The sequence below is a fragment of the Neisseria sp. P0007.S010 genome (assembly GCF_051962875.1).
Classification (GTDB): domain Bacteria; phylum Pseudomonadota; class Gammaproteobacteria; order Burkholderiales; family Neisseriaceae; genus Neisseria; species Neisseria subflava_A.
This window is the reverse complement of sequence record NZ_JBQCUX010000014.1, coordinates 1-25455: the sequence shown is the minus strand read 5'-3', so window position 1 is coordinate 25455 and position 25455 is coordinate 1. Positions and strand designations below refer to the sequence as shown.

General features: G+C 49.8%; 21 protein-coding genes. 11 read left to right on the top strand and 10 right to left on the bottom strand.

The genetic code is table 11. The features are described 5' to 3' along the window. Positions 1-41 precede the first annotated feature (41 nt). The 5 genes from ACTHR7_RS09695 to ACTHR7_RS09675 form a co-directional block, all read right to left on the bottom strand. Positions 42-1469: an oligosaccharide flippase family protein gene (locus ACTHR7_RS09695; RefSeq protein WP_440370727.1), complete on the bottom strand. Its 1428-nt coding sequence runs from the start codon at positions 1467-1469 to the stop codon at positions 42-44. Positions 1470-1642: 173 nt separating this feature from the next. Then, on the bottom strand, positions 1643-2950 hold the full coding sequence (locus tag ACTHR7_RS09690; protein ID WP_070460459.1) for a nucleotide sugar dehydrogenase: 1308 nt from the start codon (positions 2948-2950) through the stop codon (positions 1643-1645). Between the two features lie 572 nt (positions 2951-3522). After that, positions 3523-4626, bottom strand: a complete 1104-nt coding sequence (ribD, locus tag ACTHR7_RS09685; protein WP_107792217.1) for a bifunctional diaminohydroxyphosphoribosylaminopyrimidine deaminase/5-amino-6-(5-phosphoribosylamino)uracil reductase RibD — start codon at positions 4624-4626, stop codon at positions 3523-3525. 14 nt (positions 4627-4640) lie between these two features. Further along, positions 4641-5093, bottom strand: coding sequence for a transcriptional regulator NrdR (gene nrdR / locus ACTHR7_RS09680; protein WP_070584707.1), 453 nt, complete (start codon positions 5091-5093; stop codon positions 4641-4643). Between the two features lie 198 nt (positions 5094-5291). Then, positions 5292-6134 carry a class II glutamine amidotransferase gene (locus tag ACTHR7_RS09675; protein WP_070645319.1) on the bottom strand — a complete coding sequence of 281 codons (843 nt, stop codon included), beginning with the start codon at positions 6132-6134 and terminating at the stop codon, positions 5292-5294. A gap of 283 nt (positions 6135-6417) precedes the next feature. Between ACTHR7_RS09675 and ACTHR7_RS09670 the strand changes: the two genes are divergently transcribed. After that, positions 6418-7158: a Slam-dependent surface lipoprotein gene (locus ACTHR7_RS09670; protein ID WP_070460456.1), complete on the top strand. Its 741-nt coding sequence runs from the start codon at positions 6418-6420 to the stop codon at positions 7156-7158. 106 nt (positions 7159-7264) lie between these two features. Beyond that, positions 7265-8704 carry a surface lipoprotein assembly modifier gene (locus tag ACTHR7_RS09665; RefSeq protein ID WP_070645316.1) on the top strand — a complete coding sequence of 480 codons (1440 nt, stop codon included), beginning with the start codon at positions 7265-7267 and terminating at the stop codon, positions 8702-8704. Between the two features lie 166 nt (positions 8705-8870). Here the strand turns inward: ACTHR7_RS09665 and ACTHR7_RS09660 are convergent, their stop codons facing one another. Both ACTHR7_RS09660 and ACTHR7_RS09655 read right to left on the bottom strand, forming a co-directional pair. Then, complete coding sequence (locus ACTHR7_RS09660; RefSeq protein WP_070645314.1) at positions 8871-9707, bottom strand: PHP domain-containing protein; 837 nt, start codon at positions 9705-9707, stop codon at positions 8871-8873. Positions 9708-9767: 60 nt separating this feature from the next. Next, positions 9768-12155 (bottom strand): penicillin-binding protein 1A, encoded by a 2388-nt coding sequence (locus ACTHR7_RS09655; protein WP_107867829.1) that lies wholly within the window; start codon positions 12153-12155, stop codon positions 9768-9770. Positions 12156-12308: 153 nt separating this feature from the next. On the opposite strand from ACTHR7_RS09655, the gene pilM reads away from it, so the two are divergent. From pilM to aroB, 7 genes are all read left to right on the top strand, one after another. Beyond that, positions 12309-13400 (top strand): type IV pilus assembly protein PilM, encoded by a 1092-nt coding sequence (gene pilM / locus ACTHR7_RS09650; RefSeq protein ID WP_039862505.1) that lies wholly within the window; start codon positions 12309-12311, stop codon positions 13398-13400. 4 nt (positions 13401-13404) lie between these two features. After that, positions 13405-14028: a PilN domain-containing protein gene (locus ACTHR7_RS09645; RefSeq protein WP_107867828.1), complete on the top strand. Its 624-nt coding sequence runs from the start codon at positions 13405-13407 to the stop codon at positions 14026-14028. Then, positions 14028-14699 (top strand): type 4a pilus biogenesis protein PilO, encoded by a 672-nt coding sequence (locus ACTHR7_RS09640; RefSeq protein ID WP_107867827.1) that lies wholly within the window; start codon positions 14028-14030, stop codon positions 14697-14699. Before ACTHR7_RS09645 ends, ACTHR7_RS09640 begins: the two co-directional genes overlap by 1 nt. A 15-nt stretch (positions 14700-14714) precedes the next feature. Next, entirely contained in the window at positions 14715-15257 is a 543-nt protein-coding gene (locus ACTHR7_RS09635; RefSeq protein ID WP_107867826.1) for a pilus assembly protein PilP, read from the top strand. Between the two features lie 20 nt (positions 15258-15277). Continuing rightward, positions 15278-17410, top strand: a complete 2133-nt coding sequence (pilQ, locus tag ACTHR7_RS09630) for a type IV pilus secretin PilQ (protein ID WP_440370726.1) — start codon at positions 15278-15280, stop codon at positions 17408-17410. Between the two features lie 132 nt (positions 17411-17542). After that, a complete protein-coding gene (locus tag ACTHR7_RS09625; protein WP_293203738.1) occupies positions 17543-18055 on the top strand; it encodes a shikimate kinase in 513 nt (170 codons plus the stop codon). Between the two features lie 22 nt (positions 18056-18077). After that, positions 18078-19157: a 3-dehydroquinate synthase gene (gene aroB / locus ACTHR7_RS09620; RefSeq protein WP_440370725.1), complete on the top strand. Its 1080-nt coding sequence runs from the start codon at positions 18078-18080 to the stop codon at positions 19155-19157. A 152-nt stretch (positions 19158-19309) separates the two neighbouring features. Here aroB and ACTHR7_RS09615 read toward each other — a convergent pair whose 3' ends face one another. The 3 genes from ACTHR7_RS09615 to ACTHR7_RS09605 all read right to left on the bottom strand — a co-directional run bounded on the left by ACTHR7_RS09615 (position 19310) and on the right by ACTHR7_RS09605 (position 22042). Then, positions 19310-20623, bottom strand: coding sequence for a sensor histidine kinase (locus ACTHR7_RS09615; RefSeq protein WP_440370724.1), 1314 nt, complete (start codon positions 20621-20623; stop codon positions 19310-19312). 29 nt (positions 20624-20652) lie between these two features. Beyond that, positions 20653-21330 carry a response regulator gene (locus tag ACTHR7_RS09610; protein ID WP_070460434.1) on the bottom strand — a complete coding sequence of 226 codons (678 nt, stop codon included), beginning with the start codon at positions 21328-21330 and terminating at the stop codon, positions 20653-20655. 145 nt (positions 21331-21475) lie between these two features. Further along, positions 21476-22042 carry an NADPH-dependent FMN reductase gene (locus tag ACTHR7_RS09605; RefSeq protein WP_039864340.1) on the bottom strand — a complete coding sequence of 189 codons (567 nt, stop codon included), beginning with the start codon at positions 22040-22042 and terminating at the stop codon, positions 21476-21478. A 136-nt stretch (positions 22043-22178) separates the two neighbouring features. Between ACTHR7_RS09605 and ACTHR7_RS09600 the strand changes: the two genes are divergently transcribed. Both ACTHR7_RS09600 and dacB read left to right on the top strand, forming a co-directional pair. Further along, entirely contained in the window at positions 22179-23606 is a 1428-nt protein-coding gene (locus ACTHR7_RS09600; RefSeq protein ID WP_440370723.1) for an MFS transporter, read from the top strand. A gap of 70 nt (positions 23607-23676) precedes the next feature. After that, positions 23677-25089, top strand: a complete 1413-nt coding sequence (gene dacB / locus ACTHR7_RS09595; protein WP_293208762.1) for a D-alanyl-D-alanine carboxypeptidase/D-alanyl-D-alanine endopeptidase — start codon at positions 23677-23679, stop codon at positions 25087-25089. Positions 25090-25455 lie beyond the last annotated feature (366 nt).

The following is a 25455-nucleotide window of genomic DNA, read 5'->3' as shown; positions in this document are numbered from 1 at the left end:
GTCGTTCTGTTGTTATCGTAGAGACATGAATCTCAGGTTGGCTATTTTGCCGAACGGTTTAATTTGGCTTTGATTTTTTCGGTCGCGGCAAATAGTGCGTGTTTGTATTTTAGGAACAGGAAACCCAGTCCGACTGCCCATGCCAGCGCAAACCAGATGTAGTTGTCGCGCGTACCCAGCCAAGTATAGGCAAGGCAGATCATCAGGCAGAGCGTTGAGTTGGTATAAATCTTCAGGCGCGGCAAAGGCTGCCACAGGCGTGAAGAGAATTCGGTTTTAAAGATGAAAAACAGCCAAAAAGCCGTTGCGCTGGCCATAGCCGCACCTTTTGCACCGAATTTCGGTACCAGCAGATAGAGCAGGGCGGTATTGGCGATAAAGGCAACGATGTTGATGACGGTAATCAGCCAAGTCGAGCGGACAACGTTCAAACCGATGCCGCTGACTTCGGTCAGCGTGTAAAACAGGGGGAAGAGCATACACGAGAGCAGGATAAATTGAACCTGCGTGTATTTTTCCGGCAGTATCCAAGTCACCATCGGCGAGAAAATCCCAATGAGGCAAATCATTGCGCTGATGAGGACGGTCATGGAAAGCGTGATATCGCCGATTTTGTCCAGATTGGTTTTTTCTTCTACCCATTTGAACACCAAAGGCGCCCAAATGGTGGAAAACACACTTTGGAAAATCAGGGCGACGGCACCAAAGCTGACTGCCATCGAATAAATGCCCAATTCGTCCAAACCCGAGATGTCTTTGAGGACAAAGCGGTCAATCGAAGTCAGGCCCCAATAGGCCAAGTTACCGAATGCCAGCGGCAGGCCGTAGCGCAGTCCGTCCCGATGCAGCTCGGACGACCATTTCGCATGGGAAACGGCTTGCAGGTCTTGGCGCAGCTGATATATCAACAGTACAACGGTCAGCACTTGGGCTGCGGTGTAGGTAAAAACCAGCGAAGTAGTATTGGTAGGCAAGCCGGAAGCAATCACGGCAAAAACCAACACCAAAATCAAGAATTTCGGCGCAAGCTGACTGACGGAAAAAGCCAATGCTTGCTCTTTCATCCGCAAAATCAAGGCTAAAAAACGGGTAATCAGCGTAGTGGCCAAGAAAATCAGAAAGAGAATCCCCAAATTTGCACTGGGGATGTCAAAAATGATTTCAGACGGCCATGATGCGTTTATCAGTAACACTAAAACCACAACCGCCACAGTCAGAATCAATGGCGATAAAAAAACGGATTTGAACAGCGCGGCCTTGTCTTTAACGGCGTAATAGTCGCGAATATAGGATTGGTCCAGCCCCAAGCCCAGCAACAGGATGCTCAGTCCGGCAATGGTCTGCAAGAGTACGATACGGCCGATGTCTTCCGCAGGGAAGTACCATGAGATGAGCGGCAGGGAAAGCAGGCCGAAAGCGGCGCTTCCTAGCGGGCCCAATGCGTAGCCGAGGATTTTTTTCGCGTTCATATTATTTATTTGTTTTCAGACGGCCAGAAGTTCGAGCTGAGCGTTTTTCGTAAGGTATGTGTTGTTACCGTTGCCGGTTTGCCAAGGCCGTCTGAAAAAACAAATGGCCTTGGGAAACCGGCCGCCGTCCCGGTCGGGGAAACCGGAGGCAGCCGGATGCGTCTGAAGCAAGATTATGCTTTGATGACTTTAGGATTTTTCACTGGGAATTTGCCGCGTGTATCGACAATCAGCTTGGCATGTTCGGTGATCATGTCATAGTCGAATTTGTCGTGATCGGTGGTCAGAACCACGCAATCGTATTGAGCAACAGTTTCAGGAGTCAGCGCTTCGCTCTTCAGATCGAAGTAGTGGTGGCCGGGGATGTGTGGGAACTCTGGAACGTGCGGGTCAGAGTAGGAAACCACTGCGCCCAGTTTGTGCAGGCGGTCCATAACTTCCACAGATGGGCTTTCACGCATATCGTCCACGTTTTTCTTGTAGGCGATACCCAATACCAAGATTTTGCTGTCTTTGATAGAACGGTTGTGGTCATTCAAAGCCAGGCCGACTTTTTCGATAACGTAGTCGGGCATATGGGAGTTTACTTCACCGGCCAGCTCGATGAAGCGGGTGTTTACGCCGTATTCGCGTGCTTTCCAAGTCAGGTAGAACGGGTCGATAGGGATACAGTGGCCGCCCAAACCAGGACCCGGGTAATAAGCAACGAAGCCGAACGGTTTGGTCGCAGCGGCATTGATGACTTCGTGAATGTCGATGCCCATTTTGTCGGCAACGATTTTCATCTCGTTCACCAAGCCAATGTTTACGGCGCGGTGGATGTTTTCCAGGAGTTTGGTCAGCTCGGCAGCTTTGGTGGAGCTTACTGGAACAACTTTATCGATGGCAGGTTGGTACAGCGCAAGGCCGACTTCCAAACAGGCAGGGGTATGGCCGCCGATGACTTTTGGAATGGTACGGGTTTCAAAGTTAGGGTTACCCGGGTCTTCACGCTCAGGAGAGTAAACTAAGAACACGTCTTGACCGACTTTCAAGCCGCCTTCTTCCATACGTGGCAGCAATTCTTCTTCGGTAGTACCGGGGTAGGTGGTGGATTCTAAAGACAGCACTTGACCGGCGCGCAGGTAAGGTTTTACCGCATCGGTAGTGTCAATCACAAAGCTCATGTCCGGCTCACGGTATTTGTTCAGCGGAGTCGGTACGCACAAAATGACGGCTTCTACTTCGCCGATGCGGGAGAAGTCGGTCGTTGCTTCAAACAGGCTGTTGGAAGCAGCGGCAATTTTGTCGGAAGGGATATGCTCAATGTAGCTTTCGCCTTTGTTGAGCTTGTCGACTTTGTTGGTGTCAATGTCGAAACCCAAAACTTGGTAACCGATATCCACATAGCGCAACATCAGTGGTAAACCGACGTAGCCTAAGCCAACGATGCCGATTTTTGCGGTCTTATCGGCAAATTTTTGTATCGTAACGTTTTTCATGATGTCTTTCGTTTAATGAATGAGTAAATCGGGAGTGTTTTCCCGATGCCTGAGTTGTTTGCTGCAACCGCATAGCCATAGCCGGCTGCCGTATCGTGTGAAGCCTTAAAACCATACTTATAATTACATTAGACGGAATCATAAGCACTTATCTGATTCGTCTCAATCAAAAAAGTTTAACGGTCGTTCAGACGGCCTGTAAGGTATGAAAAAGGTATTTTTGAATATTGAATTTTTAGAAATTACACTCAACCAAATGTTTTAATTTTAAATATCTCTTTGTCAAATGCATGGTTCATGAAATTAAACTACCGTTTATGCCGTTTAAAACCCTTCTAGAATAAAAACTTTTAACAAATTTTCATGGTTTAACTTATCTTAATAATTCATTCTTTTGTGATGAAAAAAAGGAAAATTTGTCGACAATCAGCTCGAGGATAGTTAGTGCAAGTCAAAGTTTTAAATTGGAATACGTTATAGTCATTATAATATTTCGGCGAAAAACACATTTATTGCCATGCAAATGATAGATAGATTCTATTGAAAATGGTTTAATTATCAAGCTGAGGCAATTAGGTGGATTTTTTCCGGAGAACCCATTTAATGTCCTGCCCGATGATTTCTACTGATTGACTTTGCCAAGGGCCGTCTGAAAGCAGGACGGCCGGATTTTCAGGAATGGAGAAAAGAGGTTTGCCTGCGCCTAACAGTTTCGGCGCTTGGTAGAGGACGATTTCATCCACCAAGTCATCCTTCAGGAAGGCTGAAGCAAGTGTTGAGCCGGCTTCTACCAGAACTTCGCCAAAGCCAAGCTCTGCCAGTTGCGGCATGAGTGAAAGAAGATTGATGCGACCGTTGATGTGTTCAGACGGCCTGATGATGCGGATATGTTCAAATGCACTCAGAGCCTGCAAACGTTGTTCGTCTGAGGAAAGGGTAACGATAACGGTCGGGCTTTCGGTATCGGTCACGAGGTGGCAGTCCAAAGGGATTTGCAGTCGGCTGTCCAAGACGATACGCGCAGGTTGACGTAGGGTGGGGAAGCTGCGAACGTTGAGTTTCGGGTTGTCGGCAAGTACGGTACCGATACCGGTCAAAACGGCGCAACTTTCGGCACGGAGAATTTGTACGTCTTCGCGTGCCGCTTCGCCGGTAATCCAAAAGCTGCGGCCGTCTGAAAGAGCGGTTTTGCCGTCCAAACTGGCAGCGCATTTGAGGCGGACAAACGGTCTGCCGCGTTCGATACGCGACAGGAAACCGCGGTTGAGTTCGCGCGCCTGAGCTTCCAGCAAACCGCTTTCTGTACGGATTCCGGCGGCTTCCAGCATGGATAAGCCTTTGCCTGCGACCAACGGGTTAGGGTCGGTCATGGCGGCGACTACGCGCGTTACGCCGGAATGAACCAGCGCTTCGGCGCACGGTGGTGTACGGCCGTAATGGCTGCAAGGTTCCAGCGTGACATAGGCTGTTGCGCCTTTTGCCGCCGCTCCGGCCTGCCTTAACGCGTGAACTTCAGCGTGCGGCTCGCCTGCTTTGACGTGGAAACCTTGTCCGATGATTTGGGCGCCGTGTGCAATCACGCAACCGACGCGGGGATTGGGGGAAGTAGAAAACCGCCCAAGCTTGGCCAGCTCGAGGGCGGTTTGCATCATTTGGGTATCAAGTGCGGAAAACATGGTTTCAGACGGCCTTATTTGGCTTTGCATTCGGCGATGACTTGGGTGAATTCGGAAACGTCTTTAAAGCTTTTATAGACGGACGCGAAGCGGACATAGGCAACTTGGTCGATTTTTGCCAGCTCTTCCATCGCCATTTCGCCGACGATGCGCGAAGCGACTTCTTTTTTGCCCAAACGGTAGAGGCGCTGCTCGATAAGGGCAACGGTTTCATCGATTTGTTCTTGTGTGACAGGGCGTTTGTGCAGCGCGCGCTCAAGGCTGGTTTGCAGTTTGTGCGGATTGAAGGGAACCCGTGTGCCGTTGGATTTGATGACTTGCGGCATCCGCATTTCAACGGTTTCAAAGGTGCTGAAGCGTTGTCCGCATTCCAAGCATTTGCGACGGCGACGGATGCTGTTGGTGTCTTCCAGCCATCGCGAGTCGGCTACTTGTGTATTGGGGTGTTGGCAAAACGGGCACTTCATCGGGTTTCCTTGTCATACGCTCGGCAAGGTCGCTAAGCAATTGAATTCATTGTTTGTGACCTATTATTGTAGCGGATTGCGCTATTTTCGTATAGTAAACGCTTTGACTATGGATTAAGTATAAAAAGGCCGTCTGAAAGGGCAACTTTGGCAAAGTTGCCCTTTCAGACGGCCTTGAGTTTTTCAGTCAATCAACCGTTAAACCGATACACCGACGGCGCGGGCGATTTCCAAACCCTCTTCCGCACTCATGTAAACCGGATTGTTGGGGCGGTCGCTGAGGACAATGTCGCCGTCTTGAAACATCACCAATTCATTGACTGCCAATTGCGACCAGGTTTCATCTCGTGTCAGGGGCAGGGTGGCGATGACGGAAACTTTATCGTTCGGGGTGGTCACTTCTGAAAAATCGACCATGACATCATCGTCCAGTAAACGCGCTTTGCCAAACGGGGCTTTGCGCACGATGTAGTGCAGCAAGGTGCTGGCGTGGGCAAACAGGCAGTCACCGTTGGACATCACAAAGTTGAACAAGCCGTAGCGGCGGATTTCATGGGTTAGGCCGGCAATGGCATCAAACAAAACTTCAGGTTCGGGCTTGGTGGCAAAGCGGCTGCGCAGGCGGTTGAGGATAAAGCAGAACGCGCGTTCGGAATCGGTCGTGCCGACGGCATGGTAGTACTCGCCCTGCTCGGGGTAAAAATCAATCAAATGGCCGTTGTGGGCAAACAGCCAATATTCGCCCCACATCTCGCGCATGAAGGGATGAGTGTTCGCCAATGAGGTCTGACCTTGTGAGGCCTTGCGGATATGGGCGATAACGTTTTCGGATTTGATTTGGTAGGCGCGCACCAAGTCGGCAACGGGCGAGTTGGCACTGGGTTTGTCGTCGTGAAACAAGCGCACGCCTTTGCCTTCAAAGAAACCGATGCCGAAACCATCGGCATGGTGGTCGGTAATGCCGCCTCGACGGCGGAAGCCTTCAAAAGAAAACATGATGTCTGTGGGAGTGTTGCAATTCATGCCGAGCAGTTGGCACATGGCGTTAACCTTTTTTCCGAGTATTTATAGGGTCATTATGGTGTATCGGGCAGGCAGTTTCAATATATTCTTTGCCGTTTTAGGGTAGGTGATACAGGCTGTATCGAATTAAAAATAAAGAATTTCGCTTTGTAGGGGATTGTTAGGATATTTACTAATTCTGTGCTAACACTTCCCCTATAAAATGCTTTGCAGAACAAAAAGACCTCCTCACATAACGATATGTTCTACTCACAACGAAACATAATTTTCCCCACCATCGTTTTACCTCAAGGAGTGTTCAATGAAACTGAATCTGCAAAAAACCACCGCTGCTGTTTTGGCTGTTGTGTTCAGCGTAGGCGCATTTGCAGCTAATAATGCCTATAACCCATTCGAGTATGGCTACAAAAATCACAAATACGGCAAAAAATGGGGCAAGCCTGCATCTGAAGCCGAAGGCGAAAAAGTGATGAAACACGCTGCCTACCGTTCAGGCGTGTACTACACCAACGTAAACCGTATGCCTGGCAATGCAGACCGCAATGGCGTGAAAACCGTACAGGTTAACGACGCATATACCCGTCAAAACCTCGGCCGCTATGCGTTCAACACCATCAAGAGCGGTGACTCTGAAGTATACTACGGTGAGTGGGTCGGTAAAGAATACGCTAAAGGCTCTAACCGCGGCGTTTTCTACTCCGGCGACAAACGCGCTACCTCTATGCCTGTATCCGGTGTAGCCAACTACGCAGTTAAAGGTATCAATAACTACACCGGCAACAACCCGATGGTTGGTACTTTGCGCGCAGACTTCGGTCAACGCGTCTTGACCGGTTCTATGAAAAATAACGCTGTACAGATGGACATCCATTCCCGCATCAAGCCATCCAGCGCATCATTTGAAGGCTACGCTCGCGCCAACGGCCACTTCGGTAAAACCGAAGGCCACTTCTTCGGCAACGGTGCAAGCGCGTTGGCCGGTGTTGCCAAATTTAAGACCGACCGCAATCTGGATACGGCATACGGCGGCGTAAAACGCTAAAATCTGTCTTTAAGTAAAATAAAGCCTGCCATCCGCAGGCTTTTTTAAACACTTGCTTCCAAATTTCTCAAGGTCGTCTGAAACTTGCGACCGGAAAGCCGATCCCATGTACAAACCGTCTGCCTGCCTGATTCTGCTTCTTTCTGCTCCCGTCCTTGCCGCGCCGCGTTCTGATTTTTCAGACGACCGCACCGCGCAACGCCTGTGGCAGGATACCCGCCAAACCATGCAGGAGCAGGAACAAAAAGTGCGCGAATATCATCTCGATATTTCTGCTCCGCATACCGGGAAGACAGCCGAGAGCGACTCCGAAGCCGACCAAGGCGAGGCACTGTTTAATGCTGTCAACCGCAGCGATTGGCAAACCGTTCGCCCTCTGCTGGAGCGTTATACCCAGCAAACCGAATACGATCCCGATATCGCTTCGTTTGCCCGTGCTTCTCTTGCACGAGGCGAAGGTAAGTGGAAAGCCGCCAAACAAGAATACGAAACCCTGTTGCAACGTCATCCCGATTTTACACGCGGACGGCTTGATTACGCACGCCTGCTTTTTGAAGGCCGTCTGAACCGCGAAGCATCTTCTGAATTTGTACACCTTCAAAACGAAGACTTGCCTGAAGCCGTCAAAGAAAACATCGCCCATTTCCAAGATGCCTTGAACCAGCGTCAAAGCTGGAAAGGCAGCCTCTCCGTCGGCGCCGTCCACAATAGCAACATCAACGAAGCCAGCGGCAAAGTGTGGTGTAAAACCGAAATCGACGGCGAATGTTGGGAAGAATTTTCAGGCGACAAACCCATTTCCGCCAACGGCATCAAATACGAAGCCGCCGCCGTCCGCCGCTGGCAGGTTAAAGGACACCACGGCATTGCCGCTCGCGCGCTCGGCTATGGCCGCTTCTACCGCGACCATAAAGATTTCAACGAACACACGCTCAACCTCAGTGCAGGCTATCAGTTTGAAAACCAGCGCCACACTTTCGCCTTCGCACCACTTGTCGAATGGAATGGCAGCGGCAGCAAAACCCTCAACCGCGCCTACGGCGTGCGCAGCGAGTGGAATCTCGACAAAGGCAGCTGGACGTGGAACACCGAAGCCGAGTGGAAACACCTTTCTTATGCAGACAAAACCCGTTTGCTCGACGGCAGCCTCCTCTCCGTTTACAACACCTTGTCTTATTTCCCGCGCAACGACCTCATGCTCTACGGCGGCATAGACTGGCAACAACGCAAAACGAAAGACCCTGTGGACAGCTATCGCCAAATTTCCGCACGGCTGGGTGCGGCAAAAATGTTTGAAGCCGGTTTCGATGCCTCGATTTCTGCGACTTTCGGTATCCGCAGCCATAGGGAAGAGAATGCCATCCTCGAACAACGCCGCCGCGACAAAGAACAAACCTACCGCCTCAGCATAGGCGCGGACCGCTGGAAATTCGCCGACCTTAAGCCCGTCCTCAGCTATAAACACCGCCGTGTCAACGGTAACACCGACTGGCTATACAGCTACAAACAAAACGAAGTCGGTTTGTCACTGGTGAGGTCGTTTTAATTTGCGGTAAAGAGAAATAAAAATGAAAAGGCCGTCTGAAAGTATTTTTCAGACGGCCTGATTGATGATGGAAACGCTGATTTTAAGAATATTGAACTTTGATTCAATGGAAACAGGTTGCTTAAAAACTAGGAGCTGTATTTTCGTTTTGGAAATTTAGAAAAATTCAGACGGCCTTAAAGTGTTTCCAGACAGGGCGGCATTGTTCGGGTAGGTCGGGACAGGCGCCGAGTATGCCGCCGCTGAAGTCGTTGGGGCGGTGGAAGTCGCTGCCTGCGCTGGCGAGAAAGTCGAAACGGTCGGCAAGCAGGGCATAGTTGAGGCGGTCGTTTTTGCAGCAGTTGCCGCTGTGCACTTCAATTCCTGCGCCGCCGAGATTTTTAAATTCTTGAAAGAGGTTTCGTTTGGCGGTGGCGGATAATTCATAGCGCATCGGGTGGGCGATAATGGCCATGCCGCCCGCGCCTGTAATCGCGACTACGCAGTCTTCCAGTGTGGCCCATTCATGTCTGACGGAACAGGATTTGCCGTCGCCCAGATATTTGGTAAATGCCTGCTGTTTGTTTTTAACATGGCCTTCGCGAATGAGGAATTCGGCAATGTGGGTACGGCTGGCCATTTCTTTGTTGGCGGCCAATGCCAGCGCGCCTTCATACGAGCCTGTTATGCCTTTTTTCTCCAGTTTGGCCGCGATGGCTTCCAATCGTTTTAGACGGCCTTTGCGGACTTCGGCAAGCAGGTTTTGCAGGGCTTCGTTGTGTTCGTCAAAGTCCAAACCGACAATGTGGATGGTGCGGCCGCGCCAAGTGACGGATATTTCCACGCCGTTGACGAAGGGGAGGCCGAGGGTATCGGCTTCGGCACGTGCTTCGGCAAGTCCGCCGGTATGGTCGTGGTCGGTCAGGGCGAGCAGGGTGCAACCGTTTTGAAGGGCGAGTCGGACGACTTCGGTTGGGGAAAGCATGCCGTCTGAAACGGTTGAATGGCAGTGTAAATCAATCATGGTTTTGCTTTGAATTTTCTCAAAAAAGGCCGTCTGAACGTTTCAGACGGCCTTGATTTGTTAGAACAGAGAGTCCAGTTGTTGTCTGTTATTGTTGCCGGTATTGCTTGGCAGAACTGGGGTTTCGTCTAATTCTTCACGGGCTGGCGCATTGCCGCTCTCGGTACGGCGGCGGTTTTCATTCGGAACGGCACGATGGGCAGGACGCGGAGCAACGCCGCTGTTGTCCAAGGCCAGGTCGGAGCTGGTGGTCATGCGTTCGCGCATATACACTTCGCCGCCGTTTGTAACCACGCCTTCAGGTGCTTTCATCGGTTTGACGCTGGTGCCTTTCAGGGCGAAGCGCATGTATTCTACCCAAACCGGTACGGCGATTGTACCACCGTAACCTGCACGACCCATGCTGCGCGGTTTGTCAAAGCCGATATAGACGGCAGTCACAACGCTAGGGTTGAAGCCGACAAACCATGCGTCTTTGTTGTCGTTGGTGGTACCGGTTTTACCGGCGATGTCGGCGCGGCCGAGTGCGGCTGCACCGCGTGCGGTACCGACACGGACAACGTCTTGCATGATTTTGTACATGATGTAGGCGTTGCGCGGGTCAATGGCTTGAGGTGCGTTTTCACCGGCTACCAAAGGTTGCATTTGCGCTCTCAGACGGCCTTGGCTGTCATAGATTTTGTCGATGACGTGGGCAGATACTTTGTAACCGCCGTTGGCAAAGACACTGTAACCTTCTGCAATACGCAACGGCGTGGTTTCGCCTGTACCCAAAGCCATAGACAGGCTGGCAGGGATTTCAGACGGCTTGAAGCCGAAGCGTTGGATGTATTGTTGCGCGTAGCCAATGCCGATAGACATCAGGATGCGGATAGACACCATGTTTTTTGAAGCGGTCAAAGCCTGGCGCAGCGTGATGTAACCGGAATAGCGGCCGTCTGAATTTTTCGGGTTCCACACTTTGCCGTTTGCACCTTTGCCCGGCAGGGAAATCGGCGCATCGTTAATCATGGTGGAAGCAGTCATGCCTTTTGCCAAAGCGGCGGAATAAACGAACGGTTTGAACGTAGAGCCGGGTTGGCGCATGGCTTGAGTTGCGCGGTTGAAGGTTTTGCTGTGGTAGTCGTAGCCGCCGACCAATGCGCGGACTGCACCGGTTTTCGCATCTAAAGACACCAATGCGCCTTGCAACAAAGGCTCTTGAACAACGGTAAAGGTATCGCCGCTGCCTTTAACGCGAATGACGGAGCCGCGACGGATGCGGTCATCCCCCATTTTTTCGTTGTTGACGGCACGGGCGGCAAAGCCTAAAGCGTGGCTGTTCAGCGTCACTTTACGGCCGCTTGGCAACTGAATCTGTACACCTTTACGGGAGGCTTCCAATACAACTGCCGGAATCATTTTATCGACGGTGTAAAGCGTAGAAAGGTATTGGCTGACAGTTTCTTCTACGTTGTCGCTTTTGCTCAGGTCGATGTAGTTTTCTGCACCGCGGTAGCTGCTGCCGCGGTCAAAGTTGCGCAGAACTTTGCGCAGGGCTTCGGTAGCCACGCGCTGGTGTGCAGTGTCGACAGTGGTATATACCTTAAAGCCTTGAGTGTAGGCATCTTCGCCGTATTTCTCAAACAGCTCTTGACGTACCATTTCGGCAACGTACAGGGCGCTTTGATCGATGTTTTGTACAAAACGCTCGTAATGCAACTCTTCTTTCAAAGCCTGATCGCGTTGCTGCAGGGTGATCATGCCTTCTTCCAGCATATTGTTCAGAATATAAGTCTGACGCAGTTTGGCACGCTCAGGGTTCACAATCGGGTTGTAGGCAGAAGGGGCTTTGGGCAAGCCGGCCAGCATGGCGGCTTCGGCCAATGTTAATTCATTAACATTTTTATTGAAATAAATTTGGGCGGCGGAGGCGAAACCATAAGCACGTTGACCCAAATAGATTTGGTTGAAGTACAGCTCCAAAATCTTGTCTTTGCTCAAAGACTGTTCGATTTTGTAGGCCAGCAGGGCTTCGTTGAACTTACGGGTGAACGAACGCTCGCTGCTCAGGTAGAAGTTTTTGGCAACCTGTTGCGTAATCGTACTGGCACCGGATTGAACGCCGCCGGCCATGACGTTGCCGATTGCAGCGCGTGCCACACCCCAAACGTCCACGCCCCAGTGGTCGTAGAAGCGTTTGTCTTCGGCGGCAATCACGGCGTCTTTCAAAATTTTCGGGAAGTCGCCGATTTTGGTAAATTCACGCCGTTGTTCGCCGTAAACGCCAATGACTTGGCCGTCTGAAGAATAAATCGTCAGCGGCATTTTTGGTTTGTAGTGTTGTAAAGAGTCCAAAGACGGCAGTTTTGGATAGGTTACCAAAATTGCAATTGCAATCAGACCTACACCAAAAAGAGCCAGTCCTAATAAGAGACCCATGCAGGTCGTTATAATCTTTTTAATCATGACTAGGTAATAATTTTGCCATTAATGGCGATAAATAAAGTAAAATGGGAAACGATTTCTATCAGCCACAGTCAATACTGTGTAAAGAATAAGAAGTCCTTTACGGATAACGAAACAGTTACTCACTCCTAAATGATACAGGGAAGTCAAATCATGCGCTTATTTAAAAGCACGAAAGATACCAAAACAGGCAAGGCTTCTAGCGGATTGAACAACCGCTCTGCCATCGGCGTCGACATCAGTCAACATGCCATTAAGATGGTACAACTGACAGGCCGTAGTTTAAACCAAATTCAGCTGGAAAAATACGTTATTACCAAATTGCCTAAAAATATTGTCAAAGGCAACAAAATTCAAGACTACGATCAGCTTGCTACTTACATCCAGCATACTTACACACAATTACGCAGTTCTTGCAAAAATATTGTTGCTGCCGTGCCACAAAATTTGGCAACAGTCGAGCAAATTATTTACAACCCGCGTGATACCGATTTGGACTTGGAAGAGTTTATCGAGGCGGAAGTCGGCCAATTTGCGCCTATTGAAGAAATGAACTACGACTTTCAAGCTGAAGAAGTCGGTTCGGGTCAGCATGTTTTAGCTGTTGCCGCCAAAAAAGACGATGTCGAGCCACGCATTGAAATGTTTGAAAATGCGGGCTTGCCTTTGTCTGCTTTGGACTTGGACTTGCTGGCGCAACGCAATGCCTTCGTCTATTGGATGAATACGCATGCTCCCGAAATGGCAGAGGAAAAAGTTGCCGTGTTCGGCATTCATGCGACTCAAATGTATGCCCTGATTCTGCAAAACGGCCGTATTCTCTACAAGCAGGAAACGCCGGTCAGTACAGAGCAGCTCAATCAGCTGATTCAGCGTACTTATCAGGTAACGGAAGAAAAAGCCGCTCAAATGATGGCTTCCCAAAACAAGCCTTCCGACTACCAGTCTCAGATCGCCGACCGTTTTAATGTGCAGGTTGCACAAGAAGTTCAGCGTGTTCTGCAATTTTACTATACCACACAAGCTACTGATTCTTTTCACAATATCAAACACATACTGCTGACCGGCTTTACCGCGCAGCAGGCAGGTTTGGCAGAAAGTATTTTCTCGCAAACCAATACGCCAACAGAATATCTGCATCCGATTTCATATGTGGAACGCAGTGCAAAAGTAGAATTGCCGCAGTTTCAAATTGATGCGCCGTCACTGACTTTGGCGTTCGGATTGGCATTAAGGGGACTTTGAGAACATGATCGAATTAACCAGAATCAACCTTCTTCCATATCGGGAAGAGATTAAACAGCGCAAGCAGCAGCAATTCAAAATATTGATGCTTGGTGCTTTTGCAGTAGGTTTGGGCTTGGCGGCCGCTACCTATCTCGGTATTGACAGCGCCATCAGTAATCAAGAAGGCCGCAACAACTTCCTGCAAACCGAAATCGACAGACTCGATAGAGAATTGGGCGAAATCGATAAACTTCAGCAAGAAAAAGAAGCCTTCTTGGCTAAAAAGCTGAAAGTGGAAGAATTGCAGGAAAAACGCTATCAAGCGGCCTATATCCTTGATTCTTTGAATGCGCTTACGCCCGATAATACTTATTTGACCGCGTTGGAAGCAGAAAGCCCGACCAGCTATAAAATCAGCGGTCATGCCATCAGCGACAATAAAATCGCTGTTATGATGCGCTCCCTGCCAAGTACAGGTATTTTCTTGCAGCCTGAATTGTTGAGCATTAAAAAAGTAGATAACTACCAAGAATTTACTTTGAAATCTTCAATCAACCAAGTGAATACGCCGGCTCCTGCACCAACTGCCCAAAGTAGCGGTGAAATGGCCGAACCTGTGGCAGAACCTGCTCCGGAGGCTCAATAATGGCATCTAAAAACCTGAAACAATTGGACGTACAAAACCTGTACCTGCTCAATATGCCTTCAAAACTTTTGCTGGCAGGTTTATTGATTGTCGGTATGTTGGCTTTGGGCTATGTCGGCGTATTTAAAGATCAGATTGAAACCTTGAATACGCAGGAAGCTAAAGAGGAAGAGCTGAAGGAAACCTTTACGCGTAAAAGCATTCAGGCGGCAAGCTTGAACAATCTAAAGGCTGAATTGGCTTCAATCCGTTCTGCATTTGATGTTTTGTTGAAACAACTGCCGACCGACGCGGAAATTCCGAACCTGATTCAAGAGCTGCATCAGGCAGGTTCAACCAACGGATTACGTTTGGACAGCGTTGCACCGCTCCAACCTGAAAACGATGGTCCGATTCAAAAACTGCCGTATCAGATTTCCATTACAGGCAAATACTCACAGATCAGCCAATTTACCCGTGATGTAGGCGATTTATCGCGCATTATTACTTTAGATTCTTTGAAACTCGTGAACGCAGGCGAGGATAAAGAAGGCAAAGGTACTAAAGGCGAGTTGACATTGAGCGCGATTGCGACGACTTACAAAGCGCGTCCGGCCGAAGAGATTGCTGCTGAATTGGCTGCGCAACAGGCACAAGAAGAAGGCAAACCTGCCGAGAATGAGCAAAAATAAAAGAATAGGGAAATCATGAAAAAAATCATCTTACTCTTAAGTCTTCTTCCCTTGGCAGCCTGTACGCAAAGCTATGAAGATTTGACTCAATGGATGACGCAAACCCGTCAGGAAGCAAAATCTAAGATTATTCCGTTTGAAGAGCCGACGGTTATATTGCCTAAGCCGTATAGCCCTCCGAATTTTAAAGGCTTAAATGCGTTTGATTCACGCCGTTTGGACACTGCCCCTAAAGGCGGCAATGCGCCGGATGTGAACCGTCCGAAAGAAACATTGGAAGCCTTCAGTTTGGAAAACATGGCCTTTGTCGGAACGCTGCAAAGCGGCGGCAAGGTTTCCGGATTTATCAAGGTCAAGGACCATGTTTATACCGTTTATCCCGGAAACTACATCGGTCAGAATTACGGCAGAATCCAAAGTATTACCGAAGACAAAATTATCTTGACCGAGCAAGTTGAAGACAGCTACGGCAACTGGGTGTACCGGAAGGCCGAATTGCCATTGAGCAGTAAAGAGGCAGATTCTTCCAATAGCTCAGATAGTTCGAATTCAAATTAATTTAGGGGTCTCACTCGATTATGAAAACCAAGCACATGACAAAATTATTTGCCGGCTTCAGCGTTGCCCTCGCTGTTCAGACGGCCTTTGCAGGCAATATTACCGATATCAACGTTTCCACTTTGCCTGACAACCAAAAAATCATCAAAATCCGTTTCGACAAAGACGTCACCACACCTCATGGTTTTGTAACATCTACTCCGGCGCGTATCGCATTGGATTTTGCCAATACCAATATCCGTTTACCTCAGCCTGTTTTGGAATATGCGGACCCATTGCTGCATCAAATTACTGCGGCGCAAAACAATGACCGCGCACGCGTGGTTTTGGGTTTGAACAAAATCAGCCAATACAATACTGAGATTCGTGGCAACGAAGTTTGGGTGTTTGTAAACGAATCTACTGACCAAACCAATGCAGCCGTTGCAAATGAACGTGTGGCTACGCCGTCTACCGCGCGCTCTGCTCAGACTTATCAAGCCGTTTCAGCAGCCAATATCGATTTCCGCAAAGGCGCACGCAATTCCGGCATTATTGAATTGTCCGCCCCAGGTTTCAGCGGGCAGCCGGATATTAAACAGCAGCGCGACCGCGTGGTTGTTACCTTGAAAAACCATACTTTGCCGACACAAGCGCAACGCAGTTTGGATGTGGCTGACTTCAATACGCCTGTACAAAACGTTACGCTCAAGCGTATCGGCAATTCTACCCAGCTCATTATCCGCAACAATAATGCGAATTGGGACATCAATACCAAAGCTTCTTCAGGCCGTTTTGTATTTGAAGTATCGCCTAAAGCCGCCAATACCGAATCCGGCGGCTTGAACCAAAATGCGAACAAATCGTTCAAAGGCCGTAAAATTTCTTTGGACTTCCAAGATGTAGAAGTTCGTACCATCTTGCAGATTTTGGCGAAAGAATCTGGCGTGAATATTGTTGCCAGCGATACCGTCAAAGGCACCATGACCCTGTCCCTGAAAGATGTACCTTGGGATCAGGCTTTGGACTTGGTTATGCAGGCGCGCAATTTGGATATGCGCCGTCAAGGCAACATCATCAATATCGCACCTCGCGATGAATTGTTGGCAAAAGACAAAGCCTTCTTGCAGGCTGAAAAAGAGATTGCCGAATTGGGTCCGCTGTATTCTCAAACCTTCCAGTTGAAATACAAAAACGTGGAAGAATTCCGCAAAATTCTGCGTCTGGAAGAATACGACAGCAATAATTCCAATACCCGCAATACTCTGTTGAGCAACCGAGGCAGCGCCTTAATCGATCCGGCCACCAATACACTGATCATAACCGACAACCGCGGCGTGATTGAAAAATTCCGCAAACTGATTGATGAATTGGACGTTCCAACCCGTCAAGTGATGGTGGAAGCGCGTATTGTGGAAGCAGAAGATACCTTCTTCCGCAACTTGGGCGTTAAATTCGGTTCCGGTGGTGCAAGTGGCCGTAACGCATGGGGCAGCAACTGGAGCAATGCACAAACCAACTACAATACCAATGCCTCGTTTAACCGTGGTGATGTCCGCTATCCTACTTGGTCTTTGGATCCGAACGTCAGCCTGCCGACCGCAGCCGCAGTCAACAGCATTGCGCTGGTGCGTGCGTTCTCGTCCGGTGCATTGGGTTTGGAAATCAGCGCGTCTGAAGAACAAGGTAAGAGCAAAACTATTTCCAATCCGCGCGTGCTGACACAAGACCGCAAAGAAGCCAAAATTGAATCCGGTACGGAAATTCCTTACCAAGAAGCTTCTTCCAGCGGTGCGACTTCGATTACCTTCAAGAAAGCCGTTTTGGGCTTGACCGTAACGCCGAATATTACGCCTGACGGTCAAATCATCATGACTGTGAAGATTAATCGCGATACCCCGATCGACTGTACCGTAGATTCTCTGACAACCAAGTGTATCAACACCAAACACTTGAATACCCAAGCCATGGTTGAAGATGGCGGCACGCTGATTGTCGGCGGTATTTACGAAGAAGAAAGCACCAATGCAGTGAACAAAGTCCCTGTTTTGGGCGATATTCCTGTTGTCGGCAATCTGTTCAAATCACGCGGCAAACGTGAAAACCGCCGCGAGCTGTTGATCTTCATCACGCCGCGCATTATGGATAATGTGGGTAACAATCTGCGTTACTGATTTTCAAAATGACAAACAGGCATATCTGCAAAGGTATGCCTGTTTTGGTTTTCAGACGGCCTGAGATGAAAAGGCCGTCTGAAAAACGACGAACTTTTCCACGAAACCACCATATCGTATAAAATGACCCTCATGGAAAAAATCAACGGCAATTTAATTTTAATCGGGCTGATGGGCGCGGGCAAAACCACTTTGGGCAAGCAGCTTGCCCAAATGTTTGAATGCCCGTTTTACGACAGCGACTACGAAATCTGCACTTCTTCGGGCGTATCCATTCCAACCATTTTTGAGATGGAAGGGGAGAAAGGCTTCCGCAACCGCGAAACCAATATGCTGAAGAAGCTCGCTTCCCGGCGCAACATCGTTTTATCGACCGGTGGCGGCTCCGTATTACGCAGTGAAAACAGACAGATTCTGCGCCAAAACGGCACGGTTGTTTATCTGCATGCCAGCCCCGAAACCTTGCTGGAGCGTACCCGTTACGACAGCAACCGGCCGCTGTTGCAAGTTGCCGACCCTTTGGCCAAACTGCAAGAGCTGTATGACCAACGCGATACGCTGTACCGTCAAACCGCCCATCTCGTCATCGAATCCGACAGCTGCCACAAAACGCTCAAACGCCTGATACAGGCTTTAGACGAATAAATACGCTTTGCAAAGGAACACCATGCGCACACTGACTGTCCAAACCCCGTCCCATCAATACCCCATCTTTATCGGGCATAAACTGATTGAGCAGGCCGATACGCTGCTTCAGCCCTATTTAGGCAAAAAAGCAGCCATCATTACCAACGAAACCGTTGCGCCGCTTTATCTCAAACAGCTTCAGACGGCCTTAGACAGACTGGGCGTGCCGCATTTCAGCATTATCCTTCCCGATGGCGAAGAGTATAAAAACTGGCAGACGCTTAACCTGATTTACGATGGCCTGATGCACAACCGTGCCGAGCGCAAAACCACTTTAATCGCTTTGGGCGGCGGTGTGATAGGCGATATGGTCGGCTTTGCCGCGGCGACTTATCAGCGTGGTGCACCTTTTATCCAAGTGCCGACCACACTGCTCAGTCAGGTCGATTCCTCGGTCGGCGGTAAAACCGCCATCAACCATCCGCTCGGTAAAAACATGATTGGCGCGTTCTACCAGCCGCAAGCCGTTCTGGCCGATTTGACTGCCTTGCAAACGCTGCCGCAATGCGAACTTTCCGCAGGTATGGCCGAAGTTATCAAATACGGCGCATTGGGCGATGCCGAATTTTTTGCTTGGTTGGAAGAAAATATGGCCGACCTGATGGCGCAACACCAAGAAAAAATGGCAGAAGCCGTTTACCATTGCTGCAAAATGAAGGCCGATATTGTTGCCCAAGACGAAACCGAGCAGGGAATCCGCGCATGGCTTAATCTCGGCCACACTTTCGGTCATGCCATCGAAGCCGAAATGGGCTACGGCGTATGGCTGCACGGCGAAGCCGTTGCCGCCGGTTGTGTCCTCGCTTCCCGTTTGTCGCAAATCTTGGGCAAAACCCAACAAGCCGATACTGACCGCATTGCCGCTTTAATGGAAGCTGCCTCCCTCCCGTCTGCGCCTCCTGTTTTCTCATTTGAAAAATGGATTGAACACATGAGCCACGACAAAAAAGTCAGCAGCGGCGTCATGCGTTTTGTCGGTTTGGAATACTTGGGCAAAGCCAATATCACCGAAATTACCGATATGGAAATCCTCCGCCAAACCTTGCAGCCGTATTTGTGAGGAATGAATGAGGTTTGCTTTAAAATATAAAAAGGCCGTCTGAAAGTCATTTTCAGACGGCCTTTTTATATTTTAAAGCGTTTTAAAGCGTTTTAAAGCGTTTTGATTCATCGGCTTAAAGCTAGATAGACCCATTTGGGCGGGTCGATTATTTAAAGTGTCTTTTTATCCAACTCGGCAATAATCAGCAAGCCGCTGTCAAAGCGTCGGCTGTCGGCCAGTTTCAGACGGCCTTGATGGTGTTTGACAATGGTGTTTGCGATGGACAGACCAAGTCCGGTGCCTTGTTGTTCGGTGCCGAGAATGCGGTAGAAGGGGTCGATAACGCGTTGGCGTTCGCTTGAGGGAATGCCGGGACCGTCGTCTTCCACCCAGATGTTGAGGTATTCGGTGGTTTCATCAAAGCCCAAATCGATGCGGCCGCCTTTGGGGGTGTAGCGGATGGCGTTATCGGTAAAGGTTTTGATGAGGGTGTAGATTTCAGTGTCGTCGGCATAGATTTGGCATTCGTTTTCAACGGCGACGCCGATGTCTTGACCTTTGGCCAGCGCCAGCGGCATGAGTTCCTGCAAGACGCGGCGGAACTGGTTTTGCAGGCTGATCAGGGTTTTGGGGCGTTGGGTTTCGGGCGCTTGGGCGCGTGCGAGGGAAAGGAGTTGCTCGAGCAGGTGGCGGTTGCGCTGTATGCTTTGTTGCAACAGGGCGGACTGCTCGCGCGCTTCGGCGGACAGCTGCATATTGTTGAGCCGCTCTGCCTGAAGGGAAAGGGCGGTCATGGGGCTGCGCAATTCGTGTGCGGCATCGGCGATAAAGCGTTGCTGTTGGCGGACGTTTTCGTCGGTACGCTGCAACAGGTTGTTGATGGCGACGACAAAGCCTTGGATTTCGCTGGGAATGTCTTGCGTGTCCATCGTCGAGAGGTCGTTGATTTGGCGCTGTTCTAAATCGTTGGACAGGGTTTTGACGGAACGCATGGCGCGGTGGGTAATCCAGACGGTGAGCAGGATAATCAGGGGTAGGGCGAGGAGCATGGGGAGGATACTCTGCACGGCGGCCATTTCGGCCAGCTCTTCGCGGTAGTCGCTTTCCTGCATGACGGCGATGCGGCCTTGCTTGGTGTTGCGGGTATAAACGCGGTAGTAATCGTCGTCGTCATCGGCCTGAATGGTGTGCAGGCCGTCTGAAATCTTCTCAGGCAGGCTGACAATGGGGTTGGGCGTATTGGGAAATTGAACGGAAATCTTGTTGTCGTTGTCGAGCGAGTGATTCTCGTCATCGGCATCGCTCGGGTCGAGATAGTTCGCGACTTGGCGCAACAGATCGTCTTGAACCTCTTGGGTCTCGTGATAAGTATCGTAATATGAAAATATGCCTGCAAGGATGGAGAGGGGCAGGAGCATGCAGATCAGGGCGAGGCTGATTTTGACTTGCAGGGATTGTTTGATGGTGTGGATAAGGCGTTGCATGGTTTGTGTGTTGATATTGTTGTGGTTTTTCAGACGGCCTGGTTGTTTTGTGCAACCAGCCAGCCGACCCCGCGGACGTTTTGAATCGCTTCTTTGCCGAGTTTTTTGCGTAAGGCGTGAATCAGGAAGTCAACGGCATTGCTTTCGACTTCTTCCCCCCAGCCGTAGATTTTGTCTTCCAAATCGCTGCGCGACAGAATCATGCCCGGACGCAGCAGCAGGGCTTGGAGGACGGCAAATTCTTTGTTGCTGAGCATGATGGCCTGTTCCTGCCCGACTACTTCCGCCTGATGGGTGGAAGGGTTGAGCGTGATGATGCCGTTGCTCAGCAGCGTTTGCGCCTGTCCGCCGTGTCGGCGCAATACGGCACGCATACGGGCTTGCAGTTCCGCCATGTCGAAGGGTTTGACGATGTAGTCGTCTGCGCCGCCGTCTAGGCCGTTGAGCCGGCTGTGCAAATCGTCACGCGCGGTCACGATTAAGACGGGAACGGTACAGCCGCCGTTGCGGATTTGCGCCAATACGTCCAAACCGTCTTTGCCGGGCAAACCCAAATCCAAGAGTAGCAAATCGTATGCCTGCGCCGCCACTGCTGCGGCAACTTCCGAACCGCGGCTGACCCAATCGACAGCGTAGCCGGTGTCTTTCAGGTTGGCACTGACGGCTTGGGCAATCATGGCATCGTCTTCAACCAATAATACGCGCATGGAAATTCTCCAGAGAATGGGCGGACAGTGATTATAACCGCACTCAATTAGTAAAAATTTAGGAAGGGTTGAAAAACTGATTTTTTGCAAAAGATGAGGCCGTCTGAAATTCGTTTTTCAGACGGCCTGTATGCTTCAATCCCGATTATTTAGGGTTTTTCTCAATCAAGGCAACCAATTGGTCGATATAGCCTTGAACAAAGCCGCGTGCGGATTCGATGAGCTGGCCGTTGTCGTCAAACAGGGTAGGCGAGTTGCCGAGGAACACTTCCGGCTGGCCGGTCAGTGGCATATCGAAATACGAAAGGGCAAGGCGCAGATTTTTTTGCGCGCTATAACCGCCCATTTTGCCGACAGAATGACTGATGATGCCGGCAGGTGTTTTTTTCCAGGCAACATCGGCATTGGGTTTGGAGCCGATGTCGATGGCGTTTTTCAGGCAGGCCGGTACGGTACGGTTGTTTTCGGAAGTCACGAACAATACGCCGGCAGAGGCTTTGATGGTTTCACGGAACTCGGTATAGCTGGACGGAGTAGGGAAGTCGGTAACGGCAGGATCGTCGTAGTCGAAGTTGTATAAAGGCAAATGCCCGATTTCGACGATTTGCGCTTCGTAGCCTTCGGGGAACATGGAAACGACGTTTTGTGCGACTTTTCGTGCGAACGAGCCTTTACGCAGGCTGCCGACCAAGATGCTGACTTTCTTTGACATGTTTTTCTCCTGTTTAATAATAAAAATGAAAACAATTCTAAATTTTAGTGTTATCTGGGGAAGCGGTCAAGGTTTCAGACGGCCTGTCAAAACGGTTTATGCTAAAATAACGGTTTCGCTGATATTTCAAATTATTATGCACGCTTCTGATTCGCAAGAGGGCGAAACGGTACACGAATACTACGCCGACAACCCCGACTTTCCTGCTAAAACCATTGTGGCGACGCTGTTTATCGGCGCATTTTTCGGCTATCTCAACGACACGCTGCTGAATGTCGCGCTTACGCCGATTATGAAGGATTTCGGTGTCGATAAGACCACGGTTCAATGGCTGACGACGGGTTTTCTGCTGGTCATGGGTGCATTTACGCCGATTACGGCAGGCGTGATTCAATGGTTTGAAACGCGAAAAATGGTGCTGTTTACGCAGGCAACGTTTTTAGCAGGCTCGTTGATTTGCGCGTTTGCACCGACTTTCGGAATTTTGGTTGTGGGGCGTATGGTGCAGGCAGTGTCTGCCGCGTTTTTTGTCCCGCTTCTGTTTAACGGCGTATTGTCAATTTTCCCGCCCAATAAGCGCGGAACGGCGATGGGCGTGATTACCATGATGTTTACCGCCGCGCCTGCAATGGGGCCGACGCTGTCGGGCATCATCATCGACCATACGCATTGGCGCGTACTGTTCGGCTTTACCTCGCCGTTTATGTTGGCGGCGATGGTGCTGGTGGGTAGATATTTGACGGTTAATTTAAGCAACATCAGCCGTCCGAAAATCGATATGTTGTCAGCTGTGCTGTCGATTGCGGGCTTCGGCGGGCTGGTTTATGCGAGCAGTAATTTTGCCCATATGCCGCTGCTGGAATTTATCCTGCTCTTTGCCGCTTCCGTTGTACTGGTGGGTTGGTTTGCGCACCGTCAGTTCCGTTTGGCTACGCCGTTGTTGAACCTTCGTGCTTTTGAATACAAACAGTTCAGATATTGCGTTGTGATTTTGGCCGGTGCGGTATTCCTGTTCTTGGGCTTGGAACTGATGGTGCCGATGTACACGCAGCAAGTGTTGATGCTGACCGGTACGGCAACCGGTCTGATTCTGATGCCTGCCAGTATTGCCCAAGCGGTTGCCGCACCTTTGTTCGGCAAATTGTTGGACAAAAAGGGCGGACGCTTTGTCGTTTTGCCGGCAACAGTGATGCTGGTGGTGTCGTTGGCGGTATTGTGGCTGTTTTTGCGGATTGATACGCAAGTGGTGATGTTGACGGCGATGTTTACGCTGTTGGCGCTTTCCGTGTCTGCTTGTGTAACCGGCGAAACTCATGGTCTGAACGCGTTGCCGAAAACGCTCAATCCGCACGGTGCGGCGATTCTGACCACCATCAACCCGATTGCCGGTGCCATCGGCGCGGCGTTTTTTGTCGGTGCAACCAATATCGGCGAGAAACTTTCCAGTGCAGATATGCCGCAACAGGCAATGTTGGATGGTATCCATTTGGCGATGGGTTGCGCTTTGGTTGTCGGTGTCGTGGTCGTCATGTTTGCTTTGCGTTTGAAAGCGCATCAGAAATAAATAAAAAGGCCGTCTGAAACGTTCAGACGGCCTAAGTACCTCGTAAGAATTTATAAGATTTTGTAACACAATGAAGTTAAAAAGTATTTTATCAATCAGCCTGATGATGGCGGTTTGTCCGTCATGGGCTTTGGATTTCGGGCGTATTCCTGAAAATGAAATTTCCGTTTATGTGCAGGAATTGGACAGCGGTAAAGTGATTGCCGAACACCGTGCCGATGAATTGCGCAATCCTGCTTCGACGATGAAGCTGGTAACGGCGTTTACCGCGTTTCGTATGTTGGGCGGCGATTATCGTTGGAAAACCGAGTTTAAAACCAACGGCCTAATCAAAGGCGATACGCTGAAAGGCAACGTGTATTGGGTGGGGAGCGGCGATCCTGTGTTTGACCAGCATGATTTGGTGCAAATGCAGCAACAGATGCGTGATAAGGGCATACGCCATATTGACGGACATCTGATACTCGACCGCAGCCTGTGGGGCGATGTGAAGAATCCGGATGATTTTGCTTCCGATTCTGCCGAAAGCTTTATGACACCGCCCGATCCTAATATGTTGGCGTATAAAACCGTTGGACTGCGTGCTGAAAAAGAAGAAGACGGAAGCTTGGTCATTCGTACCAATCCGCCGCTGCCGAATCTGAACATTCAAAACAAATTGACGCTTGAAGATAAGGAAGGGAAGTGCAGTGTTTTAAAAAACCACATGAAGACTGCCTATAAAAACAATACGCTGACCGTATCGGGCAAGCTGCCGGAAAGCTGCTTGGGCAAAGAGCTGTATCTGAATATGTACAGCATGAAAGAATTTGTCGGCAAAAGTTTTGTCAATCAATGGCGCCAACAAGACGGTACTGTTTCAGACGGCCTGACGACAGGTGTCGCGCCTCATGACGCGCATATTTTGGCAAGTCATCAATCCAAACCGCTTGCCGATATCCTCACCGATATGAACAAGCATTCCAATAATCTGATTGCCCGTTCGGTTTTCCTTAAATTTGCCGGAAACATGTCTGATTACAAACTGGCGCAGACTAAGGCCGTCTCTATCGTAAAAAGTGAGCTGGCGGTTGCTGGTATCAATACGGAAGGGCTGGTGTTGGAAAATGGCTCAGGCCTGTCCCGCGTCGAACGGCTCAATGCGCGCATGATGGCGCAAATGTTGGAAAAAGCCTACTTCAGTCCGTTTAAAAACGAGTTTATCAGTACGCTGCCGATTGCCGGTAAAGACGGCACGCTTAAAACACGCTTGAAACAGCCCGGTGAAAACCTGCGCCTTAAAACCGGTACGCTTAAAGATGTCCGCGCACTGGCTGGGTATTGGTTGGGCGAAAAGCCGTTGCTGGTTGTCGTCATTATTAATAGCCAAAAATCGACCGATTATTTACGCGACTTGGATAAGCTGGTGTCTAAAATTGTTCAGCCCGGTGGCGAACATTGGATTGATGCTAAGGCTTCCTGCATGATTAGGTATCAGGCTTGATAAGCTAAAAAAGGCCGTCTGAAAATGTATTGACGTTTTCAGACGGCCTTTGTGTAAGAAGGGGAAGCAAGTATCTATGTCTATTTTGGAAGATGATTTAGGGATTGGATGAATAAACGTTTGGTGTGAATCCGCTTGAGATAGATGGTCTTTCAGGGTTTAAACCATATGTCTGCTTTATTGTGTTGCCCTGTTTATACTATTTAAATAGCTGGATTTTTTATAAAAAGACATAGGATATAGACGAAAAAAATACCGGTAAAAACCGGTATTTCTTATTTTTAACTTGATGGCGCGGCGGACGGGGCTCGAACCCGCGACCCCCGGCGTGACAGGCCGGTACTCTAACCAACTGAGCTACCACCG

What these genes read in the sequence shown, in the direction of transcription:
- ACTHR7_RS09695 (WP_440370727.1), bottom strand. Translation starts at nt 1,469, where the DNA reads ATGAACGCGAAAAAAATCCTCGGCTACGCATTGGGCCCGCTAGGAAGC.
- ACTHR7_RS09690 (WP_070460459.1), bottom strand. Translation starts at nt 2,950, where the DNA reads ATGAAAAACGTTACGATACAAAAATTTGCCGATAAGACCGCAAAAATC.
- ribD (WP_107792217.1), bottom strand. Translation starts at nt 4,626, where the DNA reads ATGTTTTCCGCACTTGATACCCAAATGATGCAAACCGCCCTCGAGCTG.
- nrdR (WP_070584707.1), bottom strand. Translation starts at nt 5,093, where the DNA reads ATGAAGTGCCCGTTTTGCCAACACCCCAATACACAAGTAGCCGACTCG.
- ACTHR7_RS09675 (WP_070645319.1), bottom strand. Translation starts at nt 6,134, where the DNA reads ATGTGCCAACTGCTCGGCATGAATTGCAACACTCCCACAGACATCATG.
- ACTHR7_RS09670 (WP_070460456.1), top strand. Translation starts at nt 6,418, where the DNA reads ATGAAACTGAATCTGCAAAAAACCACCGCTGCTGTTTTGGCTGTTGTG.
- ACTHR7_RS09665 (WP_070645316.1), top strand. Translation starts at nt 7,265, where the DNA reads ATGTACAAACCGTCTGCCTGCCTGATTCTGCTTCTTTCTGCTCCCGTC.
- ACTHR7_RS09660 (WP_070645314.1), bottom strand. Translation starts at nt 9,707, where the DNA reads ATGATTGATTTACACTGCCATTCAACCGTTTCAGACGGCATGCTTTCC.
- ACTHR7_RS09655 (WP_107867829.1), bottom strand. Translation starts at nt 12,155, where the DNA reads ATGATTAAAAAGATTATAACGACCTGCATGGGTCTCTTATTAGGACTG.
- pilM (WP_039862505.1), top strand. Translation starts at nt 12,309, where the DNA reads ATGCGCTTATTTAAAAGCACGAAAGATACCAAAACAGGCAAGGCTTCT.
- ACTHR7_RS09645 (WP_107867828.1), top strand. Translation starts at nt 13,405, where the DNA reads ATGATCGAATTAACCAGAATCAACCTTCTTCCATATCGGGAAGAGATT.
- ACTHR7_RS09640 (WP_107867827.1), top strand. Translation starts at nt 14,028, where the DNA reads ATGGCATCTAAAAACCTGAAACAATTGGACGTACAAAACCTGTACCTG.
- ACTHR7_RS09635 (WP_107867826.1), top strand. Translation starts at nt 14,715, where the DNA reads ATGAAAAAAATCATCTTACTCTTAAGTCTTCTTCCCTTGGCAGCCTGT.
- pilQ (WP_440370726.1), top strand. Translation starts at nt 15,278, where the DNA reads ATGAAAACCAAGCACATGACAAAATTATTTGCCGGCTTCAGCGTTGCC.
- ACTHR7_RS09625 (WP_293203738.1), top strand. Translation starts at nt 17,543, where the DNA reads ATGGAAAAAATCAACGGCAATTTAATTTTAATCGGGCTGATGGGCGCG.
- aroB (WP_440370725.1), top strand. Translation starts at nt 18,078, where the DNA reads ATGCGCACACTGACTGTCCAAACCCCGTCCCATCAATACCCCATCTTT.
- ACTHR7_RS09615 (WP_440370724.1), bottom strand. Translation starts at nt 20,623, where the DNA reads ATGCAACGCCTTATCCACACCATCAAACAATCCCTGCAAGTCAAAATC.
- ACTHR7_RS09610 (WP_070460434.1), bottom strand. Translation starts at nt 21,330, where the DNA reads ATGCGCGTATTATTGGTTGAAGACGATGCCATGATTGCCCAAGCCGTC.
- ACTHR7_RS09605 (WP_039864340.1), bottom strand. Translation starts at nt 22,042, where the DNA reads ATGTCAAAGAAAGTCAGCATCTTGGTCGGCAGCCTGCGTAAAGGCTCG.
- ACTHR7_RS09600 (WP_440370723.1), top strand. Translation starts at nt 22,179, where the DNA reads ATGCACGCTTCTGATTCGCAAGAGGGCGAAACGGTACACGAATACTAC.
- dacB (WP_293208762.1), top strand. Translation starts at nt 23,677, where the DNA reads ATGAAGTTAAAAAGTATTTTATCAATCAGCCTGATGATGGCGGTTTGT.